The organism is Lacticaseibacillus chiayiensis, from assembly GCF_004123795.1.
Classification (GTDB): Bacteria; Bacillota; Bacilli; order Lactobacillales; family Lactobacillaceae; genus Lacticaseibacillus; species Lacticaseibacillus chiayiensis.
The window spans coordinates 29,923-52,565 of record NZ_MSSM01000015.1 but is presented as its reverse complement, the minus strand read 5'-3'; the positions used below and the strand labels follow the sequence as shown (position 1 = coordinate 52,565).

At 48.6% G+C, this 22,643-nt stretch carries 25 protein-coding genes; 7 read left to right on the top strand and 18 right to left on the bottom strand.

What is annotated here, in order from left to right; genetic code table 11:
* Positions 1 to 46: 46 nt before the first annotated feature.
* The 3 genes from amaP to BVJ53_RS07020 all read right to left on the bottom strand — a co-directional run bounded on the left by amaP (position 47) and on the right by BVJ53_RS07020 (position 1,626).
* Positions 47 to 586 (bottom strand): alkaline shock response membrane anchor protein AmaP, encoded by a 540-nt coding sequence (gene amaP, locus BVJ53_RS07035; RefSeq protein WP_129301796.1) that lies wholly within the window; start codon positions 584 to 586, stop codon positions 47 to 49.
* A 13-nt stretch (positions 587 to 599) separates the two neighbouring features.
* Positions 600 to 857, bottom strand: coding sequence for a GlsB/YeaQ/YmgE family stress response membrane protein (locus BVJ53_RS07030; protein WP_129301795.1), 258 nt, complete (start codon positions 855 to 857; stop codon positions 600 to 602).
* A gap of 367 nt (positions 858 to 1,224) precedes the next feature.
* Positions 1,225 to 1,626, bottom strand: a complete 402-nt coding sequence (locus tag BVJ53_RS07020) for a pyridoxamine 5'-phosphate oxidase family protein (RefSeq protein WP_129301794.1) — start codon at positions 1,624 to 1,626, stop codon at positions 1,225 to 1,227.
* 232 nt (positions 1,627 to 1,858) lie between these two features.
* Between BVJ53_RS07020 and BVJ53_RS07015 the strand changes: the two genes are divergently transcribed.
* Positions 1,859 to 2,821 (top strand): 2-hydroxyacid dehydrogenase family protein, encoded by a 963-nt coding sequence (locus BVJ53_RS07015; RefSeq protein WP_129301793.1) that lies wholly within the window; start codon positions 1,859 to 1,861, stop codon positions 2,819 to 2,821.
* Positions 2,822 to 2,925: 104 nt separating this feature from the next.
* On the opposite strand, the gene BVJ53_RS07010 is transcribed toward BVJ53_RS07015, so the two are convergent.
* The 4 genes from BVJ53_RS07010 to BVJ53_RS06990 form a co-directional block, all read right to left on the bottom strand.
* A complete protein-coding gene (locus tag BVJ53_RS07010) occupies positions 2,926 to 3,120 on the bottom strand; it encodes a hypothetical protein (RefSeq protein ID WP_129301792.1) in 195 nt (64 codons plus the stop codon).
* The gene (locus tag BVJ53_RS07005; protein WP_129301791.1) at positions 3,117 to 3,359 is read right to left on the bottom strand and encodes a hypothetical protein; all 243 of its coding nucleotides are present in this window, start codon (positions 3,357 to 3,359) and stop codon (positions 3,117 to 3,119) included. The genes BVJ53_RS07010 and BVJ53_RS07005 overlap by 4 nt, the downstream gene beginning before the upstream one ends.
* A 290-nt stretch (positions 3,360 to 3,649) precedes the next feature.
* Positions 3,650 to 4,117: a flavodoxin domain-containing protein gene (locus BVJ53_RS06995; protein WP_129301790.1), complete on the bottom strand. Its 468-nt coding sequence runs from the start codon at positions 4,115 to 4,117 to the stop codon at positions 3,650 to 3,652.
* Between the two features lie 135 nt (positions 4,118 to 4,252).
* Positions 4,253 to 4,558 carry a hypothetical protein gene (locus tag BVJ53_RS06990; RefSeq protein WP_129301789.1) on the bottom strand — a complete coding sequence of 102 codons (306 nt, stop codon included), beginning with the start codon at positions 4,556 to 4,558 and terminating at the stop codon, positions 4,253 to 4,255.
* 335 nt (positions 4,559 to 4,893) lie between these two features.
* Here BVJ53_RS06990 and BVJ53_RS06985 point away from each other — a divergent pair, with 335 nt between their 5' ends.
* Positions 4,894 to 5,100, top strand: a complete 207-nt coding sequence (locus BVJ53_RS06985) for an LBP_cg2779 family protein (RefSeq protein WP_010489894.1) — start codon at positions 4,894 to 4,896, stop codon at positions 5,098 to 5,100.
* Between the two features lie 82 nt (positions 5,101 to 5,182).
* Here the strand turns inward: BVJ53_RS06985 and BVJ53_RS06980 are convergent, their stop codons facing one another.
* The 5 genes from BVJ53_RS06980 to BVJ53_RS06960 form a co-directional block, all read right to left on the bottom strand.
* Positions 5,183 to 5,557: a DUF1634 domain-containing protein gene (locus BVJ53_RS06980; RefSeq protein WP_129301787.1), complete on the bottom strand. Its 375-nt coding sequence runs from the start codon at positions 5,555 to 5,557 to the stop codon at positions 5,183 to 5,185.
* Positions 5,557 to 6,399 (bottom strand): sulfite exporter TauE/SafE family protein, encoded by an 843-nt coding sequence (locus BVJ53_RS06975; protein ID WP_129301786.1) that lies wholly within the window; start codon positions 6,397 to 6,399, stop codon positions 5,557 to 5,559. The genes BVJ53_RS06980 and BVJ53_RS06975 overlap by 1 nt, the downstream gene beginning before the upstream one ends.
* Positions 6,400 to 6,533: 134 nt before the next feature.
* On the bottom strand, positions 6,534 to 7,847 hold the full coding sequence (locus tag BVJ53_RS06970) for a TPM domain-containing protein (protein WP_129301785.1): 1,314 nt from the start codon (positions 7,845 to 7,847) through the stop codon (positions 6,534 to 6,536).
* Positions 7,848 to 8,024: 177 nt separating this feature from the next.
* The gene (locus BVJ53_RS06965; protein WP_129301784.1) at positions 8,025 to 8,657 is read right to left on the bottom strand and encodes an LVIS_2131 family protein; all 633 of its coding nucleotides are present in this window, start codon (positions 8,655 to 8,657) and stop codon (positions 8,025 to 8,027) included.
* A 10-nt stretch (positions 8,658 to 8,667) separates the two neighbouring features.
* Positions 8,668 to 10,029 carry an NAD(P)/FAD-dependent oxidoreductase gene (locus BVJ53_RS06960; protein ID WP_167470178.1) on the bottom strand — a complete coding sequence of 454 codons (1,362 nt, stop codon included), beginning with the start codon at positions 10,027 to 10,029 and terminating at the stop codon, positions 8,668 to 8,670.
* A gap of 144 nt (positions 10,030 to 10,173) precedes the next feature.
* Here BVJ53_RS06960 and BVJ53_RS06955 point away from each other — a divergent pair, with 144 nt between their 5' ends.
* Positions 10,174 to 12,024: an FAD/NAD(P)-binding protein gene (locus BVJ53_RS06955; protein WP_129301783.1), complete on the top strand. Its 1,851-nt coding sequence runs from the start codon at positions 10,174 to 10,176 to the stop codon at positions 12,022 to 12,024.
* Between the two features lie 141 nt (positions 12,025 to 12,165).
* On the opposite strand, the gene BVJ53_RS06950 is transcribed toward BVJ53_RS06955, so the two are convergent.
* The 4 genes from BVJ53_RS06950 to BVJ53_RS06935 all read right to left on the bottom strand — a co-directional run bounded on the left by BVJ53_RS06950 (position 12,166) and on the right by BVJ53_RS06935 (position 18,357).
* The gene (locus BVJ53_RS06950; protein WP_129301782.1) at positions 12,166 to 13,299 is read right to left on the bottom strand and encodes a baeRF6 domain-containing protein; all 1,134 of its coding nucleotides are present in this window, start codon (positions 13,297 to 13,299) and stop codon (positions 12,166 to 12,168) included.
* A gap of 154 nt (positions 13,300 to 13,453) precedes the next feature.
* The gene (locus BVJ53_RS06945) at positions 13,454 to 13,945 is read right to left on the bottom strand and encodes an NUDIX domain-containing protein (protein ID WP_191983432.1); all 492 of its coding nucleotides are present in this window, start codon (positions 13,943 to 13,945) and stop codon (positions 13,454 to 13,456) included.
* 82 nt (positions 13,946 to 14,027) lie between these two features.
* A complete protein-coding gene (locus BVJ53_RS06940) occupies positions 14,028 to 15,647 on the bottom strand; it encodes a peptide ABC transporter substrate-binding protein (RefSeq protein ID WP_129301780.1) in 1,620 nt (539 codons plus the stop codon).
* Positions 15,648 to 15,975: 328 nt separating this feature from the next.
* Positions 15,976 to 18,357, bottom strand: a complete 2,382-nt coding sequence (locus BVJ53_RS06935; RefSeq protein ID WP_129301779.1) for a phosphoketolase family protein — start codon at positions 18,355 to 18,357, stop codon at positions 15,976 to 15,978.
* Between the two features lie 227 nt (positions 18,358 to 18,584).
* On the opposite strand from BVJ53_RS06935, the gene BVJ53_RS15100 reads away from it, so the two are divergent.
* From BVJ53_RS15100 to BVJ53_RS06930, 3 genes are all read left to right on the top strand, one after another.
* Positions 18,585 to 18,731, top strand: a complete 147-nt coding sequence (locus tag BVJ53_RS15100) for a hypothetical protein (RefSeq protein WP_167470177.1) — start codon at positions 18,585 to 18,587, stop codon at positions 18,729 to 18,731.
* Between the two features lie 25 nt (positions 18,732 to 18,756).
* Positions 18,757 to 18,927, top strand: coding sequence for a hypothetical protein (locus tag BVJ53_RS15095; RefSeq protein WP_167470176.1), 171 nt, complete (start codon positions 18,757 to 18,759; stop codon positions 18,925 to 18,927).
* A gap of 152 nt (positions 18,928 to 19,079) precedes the next feature.
* On the top strand, positions 19,080 to 20,528 hold the full coding sequence (locus BVJ53_RS06930; RefSeq protein WP_129301778.1) for an MFS transporter: 1,449 nt from the start codon (positions 19,080 to 19,082) through the stop codon (positions 20,526 to 20,528).
* 100 nt (positions 20,529 to 20,628) lie between these two features.
* Here BVJ53_RS06930 and BVJ53_RS06925 read toward each other — a convergent pair whose 3' ends face one another.
* Positions 20,629 to 20,925, bottom strand: coding sequence for a thiamine-binding protein (locus tag BVJ53_RS06925; protein ID WP_129301777.1), 297 nt, complete (start codon positions 20,923 to 20,925; stop codon positions 20,629 to 20,631).
* Positions 20,926 to 20,941: 16 nt separating this feature from the next.
* On the bottom strand, positions 20,942 to 21,661 hold the full coding sequence (locus BVJ53_RS06920; protein WP_129301776.1) for an endonuclease III domain-containing protein: 720 nt from the start codon (positions 21,659 to 21,661) through the stop codon (positions 20,942 to 20,944).
* Between the two features lie 125 nt (positions 21,662 to 21,786).
* Here BVJ53_RS06920 and BVJ53_RS06915 point away from each other — a divergent pair, with 125 nt between their 5' ends.
* Positions 21,787 to 22,608, top strand: coding sequence for a metallophosphoesterase family protein (locus BVJ53_RS06915; RefSeq protein WP_129301775.1), 822 nt, complete (start codon positions 21,787 to 21,789; stop codon positions 22,606 to 22,608).
* Positions 22,609 to 22,643: the final 35 nt, after the last annotated feature.

The following is a 22,643-nucleotide window of genomic DNA, read 5'->3' as shown; positions in this document are numbered from 1 at the left end:
TGCGCACCCGGATTGACCGGCAATCAACCTTCATCCATCCGCGACATCAAATGACCCGGGCAGTTTTGGCCTTGACCTTCGTTGCCGGAAGCAGCTGTACCCGCACATGTTTGACGGGAACGCCCAGACATTCCTGCAGCTTCTGGCGCGCAGTTTCTTCAATCTGCTTCGCCTCTTGTTTCAGCTCTTTACCATTCCCGGAAAAGGCGGCGATTCGCATGCGAGCCACTTGCTTCTTTCTAATGCTGACGTCCACGTCCACTGATTTGGCAAAATGACGAGCGACAATGGCTTTGGCCACCGTATTTTCAATGGCACTTTTATCAAGTGTCAAATCGCCGTCATCGCCAGCCAGTATCAAGGCGTTGGCTGTCGAGCGCCGGAAAATGGCTACCAGCAGCATGATCAGAAAAACAAGCATCACTAGTCCGGTCAAACCGATCATGACTGGCCGCATCCACACTGCCTGTTGCAAATAGAACTGGGTAAATTCACGATTGGGCCAAAGTAATAGCGCCAAACCCGCGCTCTGCAACAAACCGCAAATGGCAACGAAGCCAAACAATCCTTTCGTTATCGGTTTCATCTTTTACTGCCCCCTATGCCTTGCGCCGTGTCGTACCTAGCAGCAAGGAAACAAGGAAGACAACAATCACCGCGCCGATAATTGCCGGAATTAAGGCCATGCCAGCCAGCGACGGCCCCCAGTTGCCAAGTAATGCCGTGCCGAGCCATGCACCGATAAGCCCGCCGATAATATTGCCAAGCCAGCCAAGCGGCATGTCTCGATCAACGATCAGCTGTCCAATACAGCCAATCACGGCACCGATAATCAGTGTCCAAATTAAATGCATCATGGTTCTCACCCTTTCTGTTTTGTGAGCGCGAGCCGGCGCGGTTAGAAACCGGAGTGTAAGTGGCCTTGGGCGTGATGACCCGGGCTTAGGCCATTGCGACCAAGGTCCTTACACGCAGGTTTCTGCGCCGGGGAGCGCGTGACGACTAACAACTTTTGAACTATCTTAAGCTTAACGAAACGGACTGAGCATTCGCAATAAATATGCTAATAATAACAATTAGTATTTAATTTAAACCACAAAAAATCCCGTCGTTATGCGATTTACACAACGACGGGAATATTAATCCGTTAATTAAAAAGATTAACGGGGCGACTGAAAACCTTTGGATCTAAGCCACACTCAACATGTGGTAATGGTTCGACCATTAGCCTTCAATCAAATCGCCAGCATTCGGGCCGGCATCAAGCTTATAAATGCGCTCCACATTGATGACCACAGCACTGATGGCTGCCGGTAAGTGACGCTCCTTGGCAAACGCCTGGGCATCTTCAAAAATCTTGTCATCATGATGGAACTCAACTGTACCTTCAAAACGAAAACCCTTCAAAGCTTTGTAATCAACCGAAGCAACTGCGGCCTTTTTGGAGTACTGCAGGTTATGCCACGCCTGTTTACCGGTTTCTTCGTTGTAAATCAAGTGATGATCATCCAAAACCCGCATCGTGCCTTTGGGGCCGACTTGCGGATTGCCGTGTTCATCAGCGGTTGCCAAGTAGTTAAGCTGTGCACCGATCATATCTTTCATTTCTTGCGTTAAAGTTGCCATCAACGATCAATCCCCTTTGCTTACTTTTTGTTACCATTATGAGTGTAACACAAATTGATCGTGCACGTCAGTTCTTGTTTCTTTTTGAACCTTAATGGCGTCCTATGTCATCTTCGGTGCTTGGAAAAGATGGTCGCGATTTTATTCATTTGGCGGAACCTGTATTACACTTAGGGTAAGTAATAAATGAATTTTGTCGTAGGTTCGGTTTGACCTAAGGGAGGCAATATCGATGCCACAGGTTTATGTTTCAGCAGCTTTGCCTAAGTCCGCCAACGCGGCATTGCAAAAAGCCGGAGTGGATTTTGACACGTACAACGGTAAGGGACTCATTACTGAAGATGAGCTCCAAAGTCATTTAGCTAACACTGAAGTTCTCATTACGGCGCTTTCAACGCCTGTCACAGCAGCAACACTCGCAAAAGCGCCACATCTGAAACTCGTTGCAAATTACGGTGCCGGCTTCAATAACATTGACGTCACCGCTGCCAAGGCTCAGGGCGTTCTGGTGACGAACACACCAAAAGTTTCAACCACGTCAACAGCCGAGGTGACACTAGCCTTGATGCTGGCAGTTTTACATCGAGTCACAGAAGGCGATCGCTTAATGCGCGGTCCCGGTTTTTCTGGCTGGGCACCGACGTTCTTCTTAGGCCACGAACTTGCCGGCAAAACAGTCGGCATCATCGGCATGGGACAAATCGGCCAGGCCGTCGCCAAACGCGTGCACGCATTTGATGCCAAAATTCTATACACGCAGCATCACCGCCTGAAGCGCGAGGCTGAACAGGCACTAGGAGCGACCTTTACGGATCAGACCACATTGTTGAAGCAAAGTGATATCGTCACGCTTCATTTGCCGCTGGTTCCGGCCACTCACCATTTACTCAATGCCCAAGCACTGGCAACGATGAAGCCAAGTGCTTATCTCATCAACGCGGCACGTGGTCCTTTGATTGATGAAACCGCCTTGCTTGAGCAGCTGACGGCTCACCGTCTGGCTGGTGCTGCTTTAGACGTCTATGAAGCTGAACCGCATGTCAGTTCAGGACTCAAAGCTCTCGACAACGTTGTGTTAACGCCGCACATCGGCAACGCAACAGTCGAGGCACGTGATGCCATGGCCAAAATCGTAACGGACAATACACTCGCTGTTTTGAACGGCAAACAGCCGCAATATGTTGTTAATGGTTAACCAATCGCTCACCATAATTAAAAACGTCAAGCAACCGCAATCGCCAAGTGATTGGCTTCAGGTTGTCTGGCGTTTTATTTTTGAACAATCATCGTTTCAATCATTTAGTGCTTTTGCGAATTATGTGGTTGCCAGAAACTGGCTAAAAGCATCGCGAGAACAACGCCGAGAGTTAAGCCCAAGCCGCCTACCAAAAACGGATTCGCAATTTGATGTTGTTGCATGAAGTCATAAATAACCGCAATGAGAACAATGGCAATTGCCACCAATGCGACACGATACCAGGTTGTCTTCGTCATAGGTGAGCCAGAATCGTATACTTGCCAACATTCTTATAGTCACCCTTTGCCTTTGCGTCAGGCGTGCCAGCCGCTTCATAGAAAACCGAGTATTTGCCGCCTTTATCCTTTGCAACAACCAATCCTTCATCAACGACGTGTTGTGCCTTATAGATTTGTGCGCTACGTCGAGCAGCGGCAAAGTCATAATCATTGGCAACTGCATCGCCGGGATTGAAGAAAACAATTTCCTCACTCATGAAGACCCCTCACTTTCTGGTGAGCGCGAGCCAGCACGGTTAGAAGCCGGAGTGTAAGTGGCCTTGGGGCGTGATGGCCCGGGCTTGGCCATTGCGACCAAGGTCCTTACATGCAGGCTTCTGCGCTGGGGAGCGCGTTATGGTGAGCGCGAGCCAGCGCGGTTAGAAGCCGGAGTGTAAGTGGCCTGGGGCGTGATAGCCCGGGCTTGGCCATTGCGACCAAGGTCCTTACATACAGGCTTCTGCGCTGGGGAGCACTTTCTGGCTTTAGTATACCACGCCACTTTAGGTTACTTCTCACTTTGAACTGCTTCTGCTTGCTTGATAAGGCTCTGCGTGAACGTCGCAAATTGGGGTATTTCTTCTTGCTTAACATTCAGCGCGATTTTGACCGGCGCTGCCCCCTGAACCGCTCCGCTCGCCCGCAAAACCGCTTCAAACAACTCCGGTGCCGTATTGTAATCCTTGCCGTAATATGGATCACCGGTGCCGAGCACGCCAAAAACCAGCGGCTTCTCAGAGAAGTCGAGATTGCTTAGATCCTCATAAAAATCCTGCGTTTCTTCCGGAATGACGCCACCAGTCCAAGTATAGGTCGCCAAAACCAACACGTCATAATCTTTAATCTTGCTCGGATCTGTCTGAATCATTTCGCCAAGCGTGACATCCCACCCATAATGTTCAAAAAACTGCTGCTCAATCCGAGCCATTCCCTTAGCATTGCCCGTGATTGACGCATATAAAATAATCGCCTTCATCGTCCTCACCTCATTAAGTCCAGTATACTGATAACTGCGGGGTTGTAAAAGCTTACATAATTGGTGAGGTGCACTGTTTGGCTGTGAGTACTCAAAAAGTCGCAGTATCACTGACACTGCGACTCAACAACCCCCTCAACTGGCTGTTTCAATCGTTCCTTCACCCTGCAGAATAAAGTGAACGGCATCGGCCAGTTCATTCTCTTTAAAAAACTTGATTTCCTGATGACCCGAAAAGTCATCCACTTCAATAATCGGCTCAAATCCGTTAAAGCGTCGCAATTCCTGACGCAACCAGGCATCCCAGACTTGGGTTGCCAAACCTTGATGCTGGCTCTGGTTTCGCCGAATGATGATATTCTTATTGTCCCAAATCCGCACACGCAAATCACGGTCACTTTGACTAGCGGCTAAGTCTTGCAAGTAAGCATAATGTTCCATAAGCTCACCTTACCTTTCAAATCAAGGCAATACTTCTCACATCATCGAGCGACTGGCAACCTTGTCTAAGCCTCACCAAATCAACTGTTTTATCATCGGGATGTTGGCAGTTTTGACGCTCTCTTTTGGTACATCTTCATTATACAAACATTTGTTCGCTATTGCAATCTTTAAGTTTATCCCATGACCATTTTTCGAATATCGCCTTGTATGCCATCTTTGCAACCTATCCTTTTCGCTACTGAATCGCGACAAAGTTACGATTAAATGTCATACGTGCGCACCTTGACAAAAATCGTTATACTGTTAGTAAAGGCTCACGAGGAGGAATCGTTTTGGCTGAAAAAGATCAAATCAGTGCATTTTCACGGGAAATTATCGATTTCCAGCGCAAAAATCATCTAACGGACACGGAGATGGCGCTTAACAGCCATGTATCAGTGGAACATATTCACAACATCAAATCTATGCGTGAGATGCCGGATTCTTCCGTCGTCGCCACGCTGAAGGATTATATGGAACACAAACCGAATGGCAAGTAAGTTGCCGCACGAAAAGAGGACTTCCGAATCACAGGCACGCATGTCTGCAATTTGAAAGTCCTCTTTTTATTGATTCACCAGCCTACCGATTGCCCAAATACCCAATCGTCATCGCACCGATCAAAATAATCAGCACAGCGGTCGTAATCCACACGTACAGGTGGTCATGTTCCACGGCGAACGCATAAATCGAAACCACGACCCGCAAAACCGGTGTCAAAATAAGCAAAAAGATGCCTGTCATCAACACGGCGTAAGGTTTTAAAGCGAAAGTTCCACTCAAAATAGCGCCAACCCGCGTCGGGTGAACACCTGCCGGATACCCTGTCGACCCGGTCGCAATGAGCAAAATTAACCCAAAAACAATGACCAACGCCGCCAAAATGACACCAATCTGCATGACCTTGCCGATCATAATTTCGACATCATTAATTTCGGTTTTGAGTTTCTTATCCATCAGATCGACACCCCAAATCCTTTAAGCGCCATTTGAATGCCCATATAGCCAATAACCGGAATGAAGATCATGCGCAAAACCTTGGTCGGCAAAATCTGCATCACCCGGGAACCGACTGTCGCACCAATGAGGATCCCGATGGCCAGTGGCGCAGCAATTTGCGGCTGCAGTTGCCCGCCAAAATAATACACCGTTGCACTGGCAGCCGCGGTGACCCCCATCATGAGGTTGCTGGTCGCACTGGAAGGCTTCAATGGCATGTGCATGATCGTATCCATCGCGATCACCTTAAACGCCCCACTACCGATTCCTAACAGTCCGGAGGCAATACCGGCGCCAAACATCATTGCAAAGCCGCCTGGTACATTGGTCACCGTATAACTAACTTCCTTGCCAGTCGCCTTGTCAAAAAAAGTCCCGTTCAACCGTAACTTTTCGGCAATCTTATCTGGTGTTGTCTGCCGCAACTGGTCCTCTTTCATCCGCATTTTACGAATCATATTGAACGCCGAGAAAATCAGCAACGCGCCGAATAAAATATACAGCACTTTGCTGTTCACAAGTCCCGTCACAATCGCACCGAGAACCGCGCCGACCGTAGTTGCAATCTCCAAAAACATGGCCACACGTAAGTTCAGCATTTCATCTTTCAAGTAAGCAATTGTCGCCCCTGAACTGGTTGCAATCACGGATACGATACTGGCACCAATCGCGTACTGGATCGGTAATCCCATGAGCATTGTTAGAATCGGCGTAATAATCATACCGCCACCAACGCCAAGCACTGCACCAAGAATGCCGCCAAACAAGCCGGTTCCCATCAACAAAAGTATTTGCTCCATCTATCCAGCCCCGTTTTCATGTAGTTAACTCTGACAGCTAAAACCGCACATCAATTTGTTTGTATTTTTTAATGTTAGCCCACGTGGCATGTGGTTTTCAAGCCATTTTCAAAAAGTGGTCAATGACTCGGACGTCACCAACTGCCGCCAAAACCGCCGCCACCACTGGAACCACCGCCGAATCCGCTGCCAAAATTATCTGAGCCCCCGCTACCACCATCGCTACTGGAGCCGGAACCAAAGTCGCTCATCACCCACAGTGGCAGATCGTCTTGATTCAGATGCTGATCCTTGTCTGGGTGACGGACATGAAAAAGAATCACTGAAAGTGTCGCCGCCAGTGTTTTTTCCGAAAACTGATCGGTCGGCTTCACGTTTTTAAGAAATTCAGTCCATACCGTGGCAGCTTCCTGGCTGGTGATATGCTTTTGCTCACTAAGCCAAGTCGCGTAGGCTTTTTCGTATGGCTGCCCAGCTGTTAACCGATCCTGTAATGCCGGTGTCAGCAACTCAGCCAGCGCTGTCACAGTCGGGGCGTTCACAATGTCATGATCTGACAATTGCCGGAGTGCGTTATGAAGATCGTTGTAATACCAGTATGGATGCGGAGCCATGAACCGAATTTCTCGCGCCAAGGATTCAAACCGTCTTCGCACCAGCCCAGCCATACCGATCCCGCGTAATTTGTCATGGGACCAGGCAAAACGGAATAACGGCAAGGAAGCAGCATCGACACGCAGCTTCATGCCCGTAGCCGTCACTACTGCATAAATCGGCAAAGCTGCCATCGCACCAGGGTCGCTCATCGCGTCATGCAACCGCGCATTCATGGCCGCACGCACCAAGAAGAAAACCACCATTAATCCGCCTAAAACCAACGCTGCAACCACAAGTGCCTGCTTGACTGCCGCATCTTGTGCTCGTTTAGCCTTGATTTGGGTTGGCGTCGTAATCGCGCTTTGCTTGGCGACAACACGCTTGCCGATATTGGTCAAAAGCATGGCAATGGCGCGATCATAATTTTCGGCCTTGAGCTGTTTTTTAACGCTGTCCGTTACAATCTCATCGGCGCTGCCATCTGGTACGACGTCTTCTAGACCATAACCGACTTCTAGCCAATACTTGTGATCATTGCGAGAAAGCACTAGCAATAGCCCGTTTTCCCAATCTTTTTTGCCAATGCCGGCTTTGGCAAATTGGTCATTGGCATAATCTTCAATGTCATCATCATGCAACGATGCCACCGTCATGACTGCTATTTGCGGATGGCCTTTAACCTTAGCAAAAGTCTGATTATTGAGCTGTTGCAAAACCTTGCGACTTTCCGGTCCCATCATGGCGCCTTGATCGCGATACCATTTACCAGAAGCCGCCTGAACCGACTGCAGTGTTGCAAAGCCGAATCCCAACAGCAATAAAAATGGCACGAGCCACCAGTTCCGCCGCATTCCCATCACCTCTTTCTTTTGGCCGTGTTGTGAATGGCTTCATCATACCATGTAAAGGCGGCTAGGCCATTCACTTAAGCACCATGTTTAGTCGATTTTTAGTCAAGCCAATTTAAAAGACAAAAAATCGCTTGACGCATTTACTCGCGTCAAACGATTTAATGGTTTCTCGCCGCATCAATCCTCAACCGGATCAATTTCGACAAACGTCTCATTTGGAACCCGCAGAATCGAGAAGCGATCTGCGATGTGACCCACGTGCATACCCAAGCCGTTCAAGAATCCCGGTTGGTAACGTGCCGTCACTGTTGCCACATAGGCTCGGTCCGCAGTTTGGTCAAGTCGCTTCAAATACTTTTTCGACCACGGATAGGCAGCAGCTCGTGGTGTTAGAGGCTGAGCGCCTGAGCTGACTTCCGCGTTATGACTGTTGTTTTCATACTTCGCGCCTTCCGTCCAGTAAGTGTAGTACAGGATCGGATTTTTACCGTTACCTGTGTGGACACGAACGTAGTAGGAATGCTCGTCGCCGGTTTGTAAAATCAGCGGTTGAGCGCTATGACTGATGGTGACGGCGTGACTATCGCGATAATTGATAGGACGCAACCAACTTGCCCATACTAATCCAGCCGTCGCCAGAAATAGCACGACTACTTCCGCAAGATCAATCAGCACAACGGAGACTGACACTTGGCGACCAGATTTGACGATCGCTTTAATATGTCGCCGGCGAATGTGCCAGACGATGAAGATGAAGTAGGCAATTAAGATCGCCCAAGCTAACAGTCCGATAAGATTCCACGCGTTCATAATTTTCCCCCTACAACTTTGCGTTATCTGCCTGCATCACTGCTAACTGACCTATTAAATTGAGATAATGCCATGGTTTATCATAATTCGGATTAAACAACATATCGACATAAGCCAGCTGATCAATCGTATTGTGATTCTGAATCATGACTGAAATCAGATTCGCTGCATTGGTAATGTCATATTGACTATAAAACTGCGCCCCCAGAATCCGGCGGTCACGGGTATCATAGACGAGTACCATCGTAATCTTGACCGTATGCGGCATGAATGGCGGCCGAAAATCATCTGTCATGGTCACACTGGCTGCCGGCAGATGATTGCGCTTGGCGTGGGCAAGTGTGAGTCCGGTAACCGCCAGACTATGATCATACAATTTTAACGCACTGGTCGCCTGTGTGCCCATATATTTGATATTCTGGCCAAAAATATTGGCACCGGCCATTTTTCCTTGACGAATGGCGTTCGTCGCTAAGGGCGCATAGGCATCTTTACCAGTTGGGTTGAAATGAACGGCAACGGCATCACCAGCAGCATAAATATCCGGATTGCTGGTTTGCATATAATCATTCACATGAATCGCACCATCCGGATTCATCTTAACCTGTCCGACCAGCAATTCGGTCATCGGACGAAAACCGACACAGACCACCGCCAAATCGGCCTGAATTTCGCCTTGATCTGTTTGAATGAAGACATGCTTTTCATCACTGTCAAAATGTCTGGCAATCGTGTTGGTCTTGAGCTCAACACCATGCTTCGTCAACACAGCGGCAATTTCCCTGCTGAGTGGCAAGTCAACATAGTGGCTCAACAACGGCGACACGCCATTTATCAAAATGACCTGTTTGTGGTTGCGGCTATATGCCTCCGCCAGTTCAACGCCGATATACCCTCCGCCAACAATAGCAATTTTGCCGGCATCTTTGGCACTCTCTTTGATCTTGCGAGCATCATCATAACTTTTGCACATCAAGACGCGCGGAATACTGACACCGGAAATCGGCGGGATCACCGGATAACTGCCCGTCGTCATAATGAGCTTGTCGTACTGATAATGTTGCTGCTGGCCGGTCGCCAGATCCTCGGCCACGATCCGATGATCAGCCGCATCAATCGATAAAACATCATGATTCAAATGGACGTGCACCTTGGTTCCAAGCGCTTCAAGCGAAGCAGGGGTAGCATAAAACATATCTTCCAGCCGTCCAACTGTTCCTTCAAGGTACAAAGCAATGCCACAAGAAAGAAATGAGATGTCTTCGCGACGTTCAAAAATATCCACTTCCGTTTCCGGATGTCTCGTTAAAAGTTCGCGCACTGCCGCAGTTCCTGCATGCGTACAGCCCACAACGACAACTTTCATCAGCATCTGCCTGCCCTTCTAGATTATTAATACAAACATTATGACACGAAAAGGACGAAACCTAAAGCAAGTCGCTAACGGCTTTGGGACGCTTCCAAGTATAATAGCTATGTTACTTCTTCATCGATCAATTCATAAAGGGAGTTTAATATGCACATCACACTTATCGGTGCCGGACCGCGTGGCTTGTTGCTTTTAAGTCGGCTTCTTAGTTGGCAACCGACCCGCTACCCCAAGCGCCGGCTTAACATCGTACTGGTTGATCCTTATCCAATCGGCGGTCGGGTATGGAAAATCGATCAGGATCCTAATTTAATTATGAATACCGCCGCTTCGCAAATCACCTTATTTACAGATCAGAGCGTCACTGATGTTGGGCCATTTATTGCCGGACCTGACTTAAGCACTTGGGCACTCACGGTAGCGGCAGGTTATCTGGACGCACACTCTGAATTTGATAATCGGGCGATCCTCCTGCGCCAAGCTGCAAGTCTCGGCCCCAACAGTTACGCCTCCCGCGCACTTTACGGCGTCTATCAGCAGTGGTTCTATGATCGGCTAAAAGCGCACGCCGGCCAAAATACCATCACTTACAAACAACAAACGGTGACCCGTTTAGATCAAAAAGATCCCGGATTTACCATCACAACCGATCAGGAAAGCTGGCAAACTGAGCAAGTTGTCATGGCACTGGGAAATCTCAAAAACTCATTAACGCGTGATCAAAAAGCCTTACACGACTATGCCAAAGCGCACAAACTATTTTATCTGGAGCCTGGCTTCCCGGAAGAAGGCGACCTCAGTAACATCGAACCTCAAGCTCCGGTCATCGTTCGGGGACTCGGCTTGAGTTTCTTTGATTTAGTGAGTCGGTTAACAGAAGGTCGCGGCGGGCGGTTCCAGAAAACAGCAGATGGCTTGCTCGCCTATCATCCGAGTGGTCGCGAGCCGCACATCTTCGCTGGGTCGCGGCGCGGTTTTCCATATCGCGCTAAGGGCCACAATCAAAAAGGACCGGGCGAGGAATGGGCGCCGCAATTTTTGACGCCTGAGCAAATCAATGCCTGGCAAGCGCGCGGCGAGGTCAGCGGGCAGACGTTCTGGGATGCCCTAAAACACGAAGCCGAGTTGATTTATTATCGGCTTTTGTTGCCGCAGCGTTACCCTGACATAGACGAGGCAGCGTTTGAACGCAACTTTCTTGCTGATCCGGTTGCCACTCTAGGTGCTTTGCCCATCGCCGCCAAGGATCGCCTCGATTGGGATGCACTCGCCGATCCAACCAAAACACATCCCAGTGGCCAGCCATACCAAGATTTCATGCGCCATTATCTCCGGCAAGATGCCCGCGAGGCGATGCGTGGCACGAAAACTGGCCCGCTAACTAGTGCACTGGAAGTCTTACGTGACATGCGCGATCCCATTCGCCAATTTGTCGAACGCGGCCTCTTTAGTCAGGATCAGTATCTCGACTTCTTTTTGCGCTGGTTCAACTCGCTGAATGACTTTCTTTCAATCGGCCCGCCTGCTATACGGATCGACCAATTGCAGGCGTTAATCGGTGCAGGTATCGTCACGATTTTACCACCGGGCATGCAAATTAAAGGTATCGACGGCCAGTTCCTTTTGAAAACGCCAAGTGATCCAAAGTTCTCGCTTCAAGCCAAAACTTTACTAGAAGCGCGGGTGCCGGCCGTCAATGCACCAACTGCACAGGATCCGCTGGTACAGCAATTGTTGCATGACGGCTATGCGCATCCTTATGAACTGCAACTCAATGCCGATAAACGTTTCCAGTCAGGCGCCATTGCCGTCGACCGCCGAACTCAACAGCTGCTTGACGCCAATGAGCAACCGCAAGCTGGTCTCTTCTTCTGGGGCGTACCAACGGAAGGCGTCCACTGGCTCACTACCGCTAGCCCGCGACCGCTTGTCAATGATGTGAGTTTGAAAACCGCGGAGCAGATTGTGAAAGCTGTTTTGGGTGGCGCAGGTTCGTGAATACAGGCGAAAACGACGGTCACCACTTGAAAAGCACCCTAAGCTAGCTATCTATAAACAATCAAAAGGCAGGTAAATCCCATAATTACAAGGATTCACTTGCCTTTTTAACAACTGTCGATAATATCTCCCGAAACAAACTCAAGCGTAACGCATTATTGCCCCGACTTTAGCCGGTAGTTGTTCCTCTGGCAATACCACGACCTGCCCGCCACGGCCTAACACGATATCTGCCAATGTGTTTAACAAGTTGGCATGCTGAGCAACCTTGGATTCATGCTCGATTTGCTCGCCATCAAGCCGGGCATGAATCCGGGCGCCCGCTTGAACAAACAACATGGCAAGTTGGCCACGCAATGCTGCCGTGACAATGGTGGTCAGTTCTTCAGTGTAGCTGTCATTGCTGCGGGCTTTTTCGATGATCGCCGCAAAGCGCTGACGTCGCCGATCGCGTAGTGTTTCGCGGATTGGTGCCAGCAGATCGTCCAATTCGACAAAATCAAGTGTTGCCGGACTTTTCATCACTGCAAGCTTCGGCAACAAATGATGGTTCTTGGAAATTTCCCGAAAAACCGCCACATTTTCGGCCAACCCCATCAGTGCCAGTGGCATTTTGTTCGGATTGCTATAATGCGCGACCAAATACTGATCAACTGCCTGATAAAAGCGGCGTTGATCGCTGGCCTTTTCTGCGGACTTGTCATTATGGCCGTGGTACGTCACATGGCCGCCACCTTGAGGCACGCTGTTCAACTCGCCGCCACGAATTTCGGTGCCCAGCGTCCCCGTCAATGTCTGAGGCGCGTCATCTGGCAGAGTCACTGCTTTCACCTGATGGCCACGGTTATGGTAAAGCTTGATACTATCGGCGTTAAGCGCCAGAATATCAAAATCCGTCGCCGTGGCTTCATCCAGCACCAATGGCAGAATTTGCGGCAACTCGGTCACCATGGCCACTTCATCAACGTTTTCATACATTGGGGTCACATACGTCTGCGCACCATTTGTCAGCACACCAATGCCATTCGTCTCGCACGCCTGCCAAAACATCGGATCCTGCTCATACGGTTCAAGCTCAACAGCATACGGCGCAAAATCCGTCTTCGGATAGGTTTCGCCCATCACCGCTTTGACATGTTTCATCATATTCTTGAACCGAATCCGCAACTCCTCAACCGGTGTGTTGTCCGGCCAAGATAGATACAGTGATACATAAGGGCCTTGCTTCGTGTCTGCTAAAAACTGCTGCAAAGTCGGTCTAGTCGTTATATCCATAAAAATGCAACTCCCTTCCGGCTGTAGCCTACCTTTAGCGTATCAAGGTTAGCAGGTAAAGGCAAAGTAAGTACCTCTAATTAGATATTTTATAATTGATGCTGCTTATAAAGCTGGCCGGTGAAGCATATTCCACAAGAACAGTGACACAGTGTCATTCTCCATGATGGTCAACCAGATGCAAAAACGTCTCACCGGAACGCAGAAACTGAGCCAAAGCACGCGGTCGCAATCGCTTAGACGCCTCTGAGAATGACAGCCACTGGCCCTGTAAACCTCCCTGCCAAACAATGGCATCAGCCTGTATTGACGACAATTCAAGTCGATGCACCAGAATTAACTGCTGATAAGTTTGCTCTGGTTGTTCCCAAAATGATTCAAGTACACCCACCAGAGACGGTTGCACATCTTTCAGCCGCAACTCCTCATAAACTTCGCGAACAGCAGCCTCTGCAACTGTCTCGCCAAATTTCACGGCACCACCGGGGACAATCGCAAAACCGCTCGTCGCTTCAAGCGTCACCAAAATCTGATCGTCGTGAATTAATAAAACCGCAGCCCGGACATCATACTTGGCATGGGGGTTTAGTTGAAACCGAAGATCGTCCTTTTCTTGAACCAAACTATCACCTTCTTCTGTGGCCATCAATGTTAACAAACACAAACAAAACGTTCCTGTTTACGGCTATTAACCACAAACGGAAACGTTTTGATCAAAAATGTTGAAACTACTTCGTCATATACGCCCCAACAAAGTTATACATGTTGGCCGGACTGAAGGTTTCGCCTTTCAGCTTCGGATTGCGTAAGTGTCCTTGGACGGTTTGATACAGTGTTGCAACAGGAGCTTCTTTGGAAAGCATGACCTGCGCCTTCAGGAGATCATCATAGCGCTTGGTCTCATTGTTCGCATCAGTCGTCTTGGAAGCCTTGAGCAGGTCATCATACTGCTTGTTGGACCAGTGGCTGAAGTTATAGGTGTTCCCGGTTGAGTAAAGATCCAGGAAGGAAATCGGATCCGGGAAGTCGCCTTGCCAGCCGGAGAGGATGAACTGTGCGCTGCCATCCAGTGAGCGTTGGATTCGGGTCTTGAACGGAACGGAAGAAATCGAGACCTTCATACCTGGCAATTGTTCCAAAGCTGATTGCAGGTATTCGCCAGTCTTCTTGGCAACATCTGTGTCATCTGTCGTCAGTGTGACTTGTTCACCGGTTTTACCGACTTCTTTCAAGCCTTCAGCCCATAGCTTCTTGGCTTGTTTGAGATCATACTTCTGAACGGTTGCGGATTCTTTAGCTGCAGCCTTGGCAAAGTCTTCACCGGTCTTCGGATTGCTGCCTGAGTTTTCCGGCGTGATCGTCGGGATACCGAATGAGCCATCACCGATCACTTTATCTGCCAACTCTTTACGATTAATGGCCATGGAAACCGCCTGACGCAATTTCACGTTCTTGAAATCAGGAACCTTTTCCTCGTTCATATCCAAGTAAGTGGTACGGCCTTGTTTATCGCCGACATAATCCTTATCCTTCTTATGCTGCTTGGCAATTTCACCGGTCAAAACAGCATCGTCAAGCTTCTTGGTTGAGTAAAGGTTAGCCGCGGTGTTGGAATCCTTAACCACCTGCACGTGAATCTTCTTTAACTTAACTTGTTTGGCATTCCAGTAAGAATCGTTCTTCACTTCATCCCATGAATTGCCGGTACCGTTCCAGTTGGTTAACTTGAATGGCCCGTTGAAAACCAGATACTTGCTTTGGGTCCCGAACTTCTTGCCATACTTTTCGACTGTCTTTTGATTCAAGGGGAAGAAGACCGGGTTGACCATCATCGTGCCGAAGTAAGGCACAGGATGCTCCAAGGTGACAACGAGCTTGTAATTACCTTCCGCTTTGACGCCAAGCGTTGAAGGTGCTTTTTTGCCAGCCGTGATGTCATCGGCGTTTTTAATGCCTGAGAACAGATAGGCATATTCCGACTTGGTCTTAGGATCGGTCGCCCGTCGCCAAGCAAACACAAAGTCCTTGGCTGTCACCGGATCGCCGTTACTCCACTTGGTCTTACGTAAATTAAACGTATACGTCAGACCGTTGTTAGTCGGCTTCACCACTTTGGTCGCAACCGCAGCCTGAAGTTTCTTACCCTTGTACCGGTACAAACCATCGCCGGTATCGACTGCCGCCTGCCCACTGACAACATCCGTAATATGGGCATTGTCCATCGTAGAGATAACGTCTTTCTCCATTCGATTAAAAGTGTCTGAGCTGCTACTCTTGCTGCCACACGCAGCCAAAAGAACAGCTGAAGCAAAGATCATGGCTCCTGCAACTAATCGCTTAACTTTCATCCACTCACCCCCAAAATGATATTGCATTAAGGGTATATTAGATTTTAGGGAAAGTAAAGCGATTTTTTACAGATATTACACAATTTTCTGCCATTTGTTTGACGTTTTCATGACTTATCGGTCTGACTCGAAGCTGCCACAGTCGAATAAATGCTGACACATCAATAGCATATTCGGTTACAATATGTCAGTTTAACCCCAAAACTTTGCCATTCACAATGTCTGACTTTTAGCATAATTCTAACCAAAATAAAAAAATCGACCTCCAAAATTCGAGATCGATTTTTAGCATGTTCATCTTTTAACGTCAAACAACGCTTATACCTAGTTACTTAATCGGCTTCCAGGTCCACTCCTGCACTTCAGGGATATCTTCCCCATTTGCACGGATAAAGTCATGGTGGTATTGCAACGTATCATCCATCTTCTGAATGAAGGCTGCGGCTTTTTCGGCATAGGCTGGCACATGCTGAATAACATCCTTGGCTAAGTGGAAGCGGTCAAGTTCGTTCAGCACCCGCATGTCAAACGGTGTCGTAATGTCGCCTTCTTCACGATAACCATGAATCAGCACATTGCGATTCTGGCGAGTGAAGAAGATGTCGCGAATCAAGCCTTCAAAGCCGTGATAAGCAAAGAGAATCGGCTTGTCAGTGGTAAAGTAACTGTTAAATTCGGCATCGCTTAAACCACGCGGATCAATTTCCGGACTGCGTAACTTAAGAAGATCCAAAACGTTAATGAAACGAATCTTCAAATCCGGGAAGGCATCATGCAATAAGTTGATCGCTGCCAGGCTCTCCATATTCGGTTCGGTACCTGCTGCAGCCATCACGACATCCGGTTCAACGCCGTCATCGTTGGAAGCCCAATCAATGCGCTTAAGTCCGGCATTGGCCAAAACGGTCGCTTCATCGATACTGTAGAACTGCGGCCGCGGCTGCTTGGACGTGATCAGCACATTGACGGTATTTTGTGAGCTGAACAGTTTTGGTGAGATCGCCAACAGGCTATTCGCATCAGCTGGCAGATATTCACGGATATATTCAGGCTTCTTTTCCGCCATGTGAGTCAAAATACCCGGATCCTGATGGGTGTATCCGTTGTGGTCTTGCTGGAATGAGGTTGAGGTCGATACCACATTCAGACTTGGGTAAGCCTTGTGCCATGGTTCTTCATGGGCCTTGCGAATCCACTTGAAGTGCTGGGTAAGCATGGAATCGACAACCCGCAGAAAGGCTTCATAACTGGTGAACAAGCCATGACGGCCAGTCAACGTGTAACCTTCATTGAAGCCTTCTGCTTGATGTTCGGATAGCTGTGAATCAATGATTCGACCAGCCGGCGCCAGATATTGGTCAGCCGGTTCCTTGATTGGTTCCAGCCATTGCCGGTTGGTCACTTCAAACAAGCTGTAAAGCCGGTTACTCATGGTTTCATCAGGGCCAAAAATACGGAAGTTGTGCGGATTCAATTTAATCAAATCACGCAGATAATCCGACCAAACGATCATGTCCTGCTTGATCTGCTTGCCGTGTTCTTTATTGTCCAATGCATACTTGCGATAATCCGGCAGAACCAGTGGCTTAGGATCAATGCCGCCATTGGTAATCGGGTTGGCAGCCATCCGTTGGTCACCCTTTGGCGGTAAGGCAGCTAATTCCGGAATCAGCTTGCCATTTTCGTCAAATAGTTTGTCCGGTTGATACGACTTCAACCAGCCTGCCAAAGAATCCGCATGTTCCATGTCTTCAGCATCAACCGGAATTGGAATTTGATGCGCACGGAATGAGCCTTCAATCGGTTCGCCGTTCCAACTCTTAGGGCCAGTCCAGCCTTTTGGTGACCGGAAAATAATCACTGGCCAATGCGGCATAGTGGTATCGCCGGTTTCGCGAGCGTGCTTTTGGATCGCCTTGATCGTTTCAATCGCTTCATCCATGACTTTGGCCATTTCCGGATTCAGCTTGGTTGGATCGTCGCCTTCAACAAAATATGGCTTCCAACCCATGCCTTCAAAGTACTTGGTCAGATCTTCATCCGACTTGCGGGACAGGATGGTCGGATTGGAAATCTTGAATCCGTTCATATGCACGATTGGCAAAATCGCGCCGTCACTGATCGGGTTGATGAAGGTATTGCTGAACCATGATGCTGCTAATGGGCCGGTTTCCGTTTCGCCGTCACCGGTGACAACTGCAGCAATAACATCAGGGTTATCCAGGATTGCCCCGGTCGCGTGACTCAAAGCATAGCCTAACTCGCCGCCTTCATGAATCGAACCTGGTGTCTGGGCGCTGGCATGTGACGCCACGCCACCTGGCCATGAGAATTGCGTAAACAGGCGCTTCATGCCTTCTTTATCCTGTGAAATCCGCGGATAAATTTCTGAATATGAACCGTCCAGATAAGAATTGGACACCATCACCTGACCGCCATGACCCGGTCCCTCAATATAAAACATGTTGAGGTCGTACTTATTAATGACCCGGTTCAAATGCGTGTAAATAAAGTTCTGGCCGGCAATCGTGCCCCAGTGACCGATCGGATGCGGCTTCACATCTTCACTCTTTAGTGGCCGTTCCAGCAACGGATTGTCCTTCAAATAAAGCTGACCAACCGACACATAATTAGCGGCTTGCCAGTATTCTGTCATTCGGTCGAAGTATTCCTTGGATGAGTAATCAACAGTCTTTACTTTTGTATCCATGCTCATACCTACTTTCGGTTTTAATGAGTTCAGTATAACACAGATTTTAGAAAAAGCACTTATTTTGACTTAAATTTGCTTAAATTGCCTTAAAACGAAATTTCCTGTCTGAACTCTGAAAAGCAGTGCCTACTTTCACGACAGTTGTTACCAGCGATCTAAGAGATGGTAAAATGAAGGTGAATCAAGCTCTGGCAATCCGGAAGTCAGGATAAGGAGGGCAATCTATGAAAAACCATTTTTTGAAAATATTCATGGGCATCGCGGTAGTCGGTGCGACAGCTTACTGCCTGAAGCGTTTCAGTGACGAACTTGTTGTCTACGTCTCACCTGACAAAGACGCCGGTGATAAGGATGATTGGACAGACTTTTGAAACTGATTCCTGGGGGGCGATTATTTTGTCACTATCACAAATTGATTGGTTGCTGCTGTTCTTTGCCTTGGTTGGGGCGCTTAGTTTGATCCTGTTTGATCAACTTCTGGCAGCTGCGGTGATTGTCATTTTAATGGCAGGTGCGATCGTGGTGGATCGACACATGCCACGTCATCCACGCCGTCCCGCGCTGTAACGTTAGAAAACCGCCTGCCAGAAAACTGATAGGCGGTCTTTTTATAGTTACTTGCTTGCAGCGATGTACGCGACGTCTCATCTTCCTCCGTTATCTAATACCAAAAACCTTGACCTCGATTGGTACAATGTAAGTATTAAGGGGATGCAAACATGGCGACAACAACGAAACCTCAAGGCCGCGGCCTGGTAATGGCGGCGGTTTTTATTGCAACGTTTATGACTTCGGTTGAAGTGACAATTGTGACGACTGCTTTACCTGCAATTATTAGCGACTTGCATGGGCTGGCTTATCAGAGTTGGATCATGAGCGCTTACCTGCTTACGACAGCAATTACCACCCCAATTTACGGAAAATTGGCGGATGCGATCGGCCGCCGCGGCATTTTTCAATGGGGCGTGGTGCTGTTCACAGTCGGGACCTTGCTAAGCGGCTTGGCACCGCATATTTTATTGCTTATTTTAGCCCGTGCCTTGCAGGGGATTGGCGCTGGAGCGGTGATGCCGCTGACGTTTACCATCATTGCCGACTATTACGATTTCGCTCACCGTGCGAACGTGATGGCGCTTAATAATACAGCGTGGGGTCTATCTGCTCTGGTTGGACCACTCATTGGGGGCTTTTTGGTTGATCAGTTGTCGTGGCACTGGGTTTTCTTCGTAAACGTGCCACTGGGTGTGCTGGTTTTCTTCCTCATTCAGGTCGGGTACCGCGAACCCAACCGTAAGCATGTTTCATTAACGATTGATCGGCTGGGTATTGCTTGGCTAGCTGTTACGTTAATCGCCCTGTTATTAGGTATTCAGGCACTTGATCAGCAGCCTTGGCTTGCGGCACTTTTGTTAGTGCTGGCATGCGTGGGTGGGTACCTTCTGTTTCGTCAAGAACAACGGGCAACCGATCCGTTAATCGCACCGCAAATGTTTCAGAGCTTTACCTTTACTGTACAGATTTTGACGGCGTTATTGCTTAGCGGCGTCTTAATCGGTTATCAAGTTTACTTCCCGATTTGGTTACAATCGCTGTACCATTTGGGCGCAACCGCAGCTGGGCTGGTGGTGACGTCTAGTTCCGTGTTATGGCTGGCATCGTCTTTTCTGGTCGGTCCCTTGATTAAAAGATGGGTACCGCGAACCTTATCATTAATTCTCGTCTTCATTCTGACTTGCGCCTATTTACTGCTCACGGTTGCTTCGCCGAATTTTCCGGTGTGGGCCTTTTACGTGATTGCCATGGTTAATGGAACGGTGATGGGGATTGTCATTAGCATGAACACTGTCCTTAGCCAACATCTTGTGCCAGATCGTTACGTCGGGTCGGCAACCAGTATTTTGACGCTAGGGCGCTCGCTGGGTCAGACGGTGATGACTGGCGTGTATGGAGCCGTGTTGACTTTGGTGATTCGGGCCAATCTGCATGGTCTTTCTTTTAAAACCGTCAATGCTGCGATCAGTGCCAAAGCCGCTGCTTCCGTTCACAATCCGCAAGCAGCAGCCGCAATTCTCGCTGGTCTGCATGGTGTTTTTATGATGGTCGTCTTGATGATGGTACTTGTTCTGGTCATCAATTGGCGTGATCCTAATCGTGACATTATTCAGTGACTAACGAAAAAGCGCTAACGGATACCCAGTGATTGGCTGAAATCCGTTAGCGCTTTTTTTACGGGCAGGCTTGGTGGCTGCATGCCTACTTTGACTGTGCCTAATGCTTGAATTTATCAACCTTATCAGCAATCGATAAGCCAGCATCTTCGGGAAAATAATTGATCTTGGCATACACCATCTGGGAAGTGCCGCCAGCTTTAGCCGTGACCACAGGGATCTCCTTCAAAATAGCCATCAGTTGATCGTAATCGCCTTCCATGGTCGTTTCAAACGCGCTGACCTCGTAATTGACACCTGTTGATTGAATATAGGCAATCACCGCATCAACAACATCTAGCACTTTCTTTTGATCCGAATACATTGGCAAAACCTGTACCGCAATACTTGCATTCATCACATTCGTCCTCCTATTACTTGTTAGATGATTCTTCTGCGTGACGCCACTTACCACTGCCAGGGTCATCGTGCGGCGGTTCGACCTGGGTCGCTTCCGGCGGCCACTGGTCTTCGGTTAAATTCGGTTGGAGTAAAAAGTGATCGTCATAGGCATGCCGCACTTGCGTCTTCCCGTGCTCGTCAATCAGCGCATGCCATTCGCGGGCGTCATCCAGACTGATGTCGGCCAGCAATGGGGCAAAATCAGCCTGCATTTTCGCATAATTCGTGTAAGGACCAAACCCCAGCCGATTAAACAGCCGCATCGCATAAGTGTCGGCAACGAACGTCTTTTTGCCAAACGTGTACATCAACATGACGTCAGCAGTTTCATTGCCGATGCCGTTCAATGCCAGCAAAGTTTTCCGCAACTGATCGGTCGGTTTTTTGGCAATTTCAGTGAAACTGCCGCCTTGGGCAACGAACCATACTAATAGATCATGAATACGTTGCGCCTTTTGTCGATAAAATCCCGCTGGCCGGACGAGTTTTTCAAGTTCGGCTTGCGACAATGCCAAAAGTCGCTTAACGCTCATATATGGCCGCAAGTTATGGACAGCCTGCGCAACATTCTTGGAGCTGGTCCGTTGAATCAGAATCATCATCAGCCAATCCTCCAGCGAATTTTGTTGCCACCAATACTGTTTGCCATAATGTTGGCTCAAGTTACGCATAACAATCAGCCGTTTATCCATCTTTTCACCCCTAATCATTTATTAATATCGCACAATCACCAAAAAATAAAGTAAACTGTACGTAACGGTTATTTTAATCGAACCATAATCGCTCACGCAGGAAGATGTTGAGGAGGCGGTAGGCGATGACCATGATTGTTGTTTCGGATATTCATGGCAATCTAAAGACAATGGATCGAGTCCGTCTGATGCAGGAAAAGTACCCGCATGTGCTGACGGTCTATCTCGGTGACTACATAGATGGCTATCCATATGGCGGCCGCGTTTTGGCTCAGATCCATGAACAGGTTCAGGATAGTCAGGCGATTGCAGTTCGGGGCAACCATGATCAGATGCTTTTAGACTACCTAGCTGACAAGGATAATCCTTGGTTTATCAATGGCGGCAAAGCAACGTTGCGCCAAATGGTCAAGGATTTTGCGCCGGATGCCAAAAGAGTGAGTCTTCGTGAAGCTGTCCGCACACATATGGCGCCGTTAATCTCATTTATCGCAGAAATGCCCACTGCCGTTGCTTTTGATAAGCTTTTGCTGATTCATGCCGGCCTGGACTTTTCGTTGGCAGATCCCTTAAAGGAAACGACGCCGTTCAACCGGATGTGGGTACGTGAGCCTTACATCTATGATATGAAGCAAACCCAAAGTCGTAAACACCCGATTTTTGCGCATAACCCGCTGAATAGAACGATCATCACAGGCCATACACCGACTGCTTTGATTTATGGTGAATATGAAGATCAGGTCAACCCACCGATTGCCGAAACAAGCTTCACCGGGGGCTATCCAAAGTGTCCCGTTAAGGTTATTCAATATCCGGGCGAATCGCCGCGTTACTTTATTGATGGCGGTAACCACATGGGCTTTAAGGCCAATTACGGTAATATTTGTGTTTTTGACGAAACCAAAGGCGTCATGATTGACTCCGATCAAGGGATTAATGCTGAATGAACGCGTCAGCAGGTGAACGGTACTGAAGTTGCTTC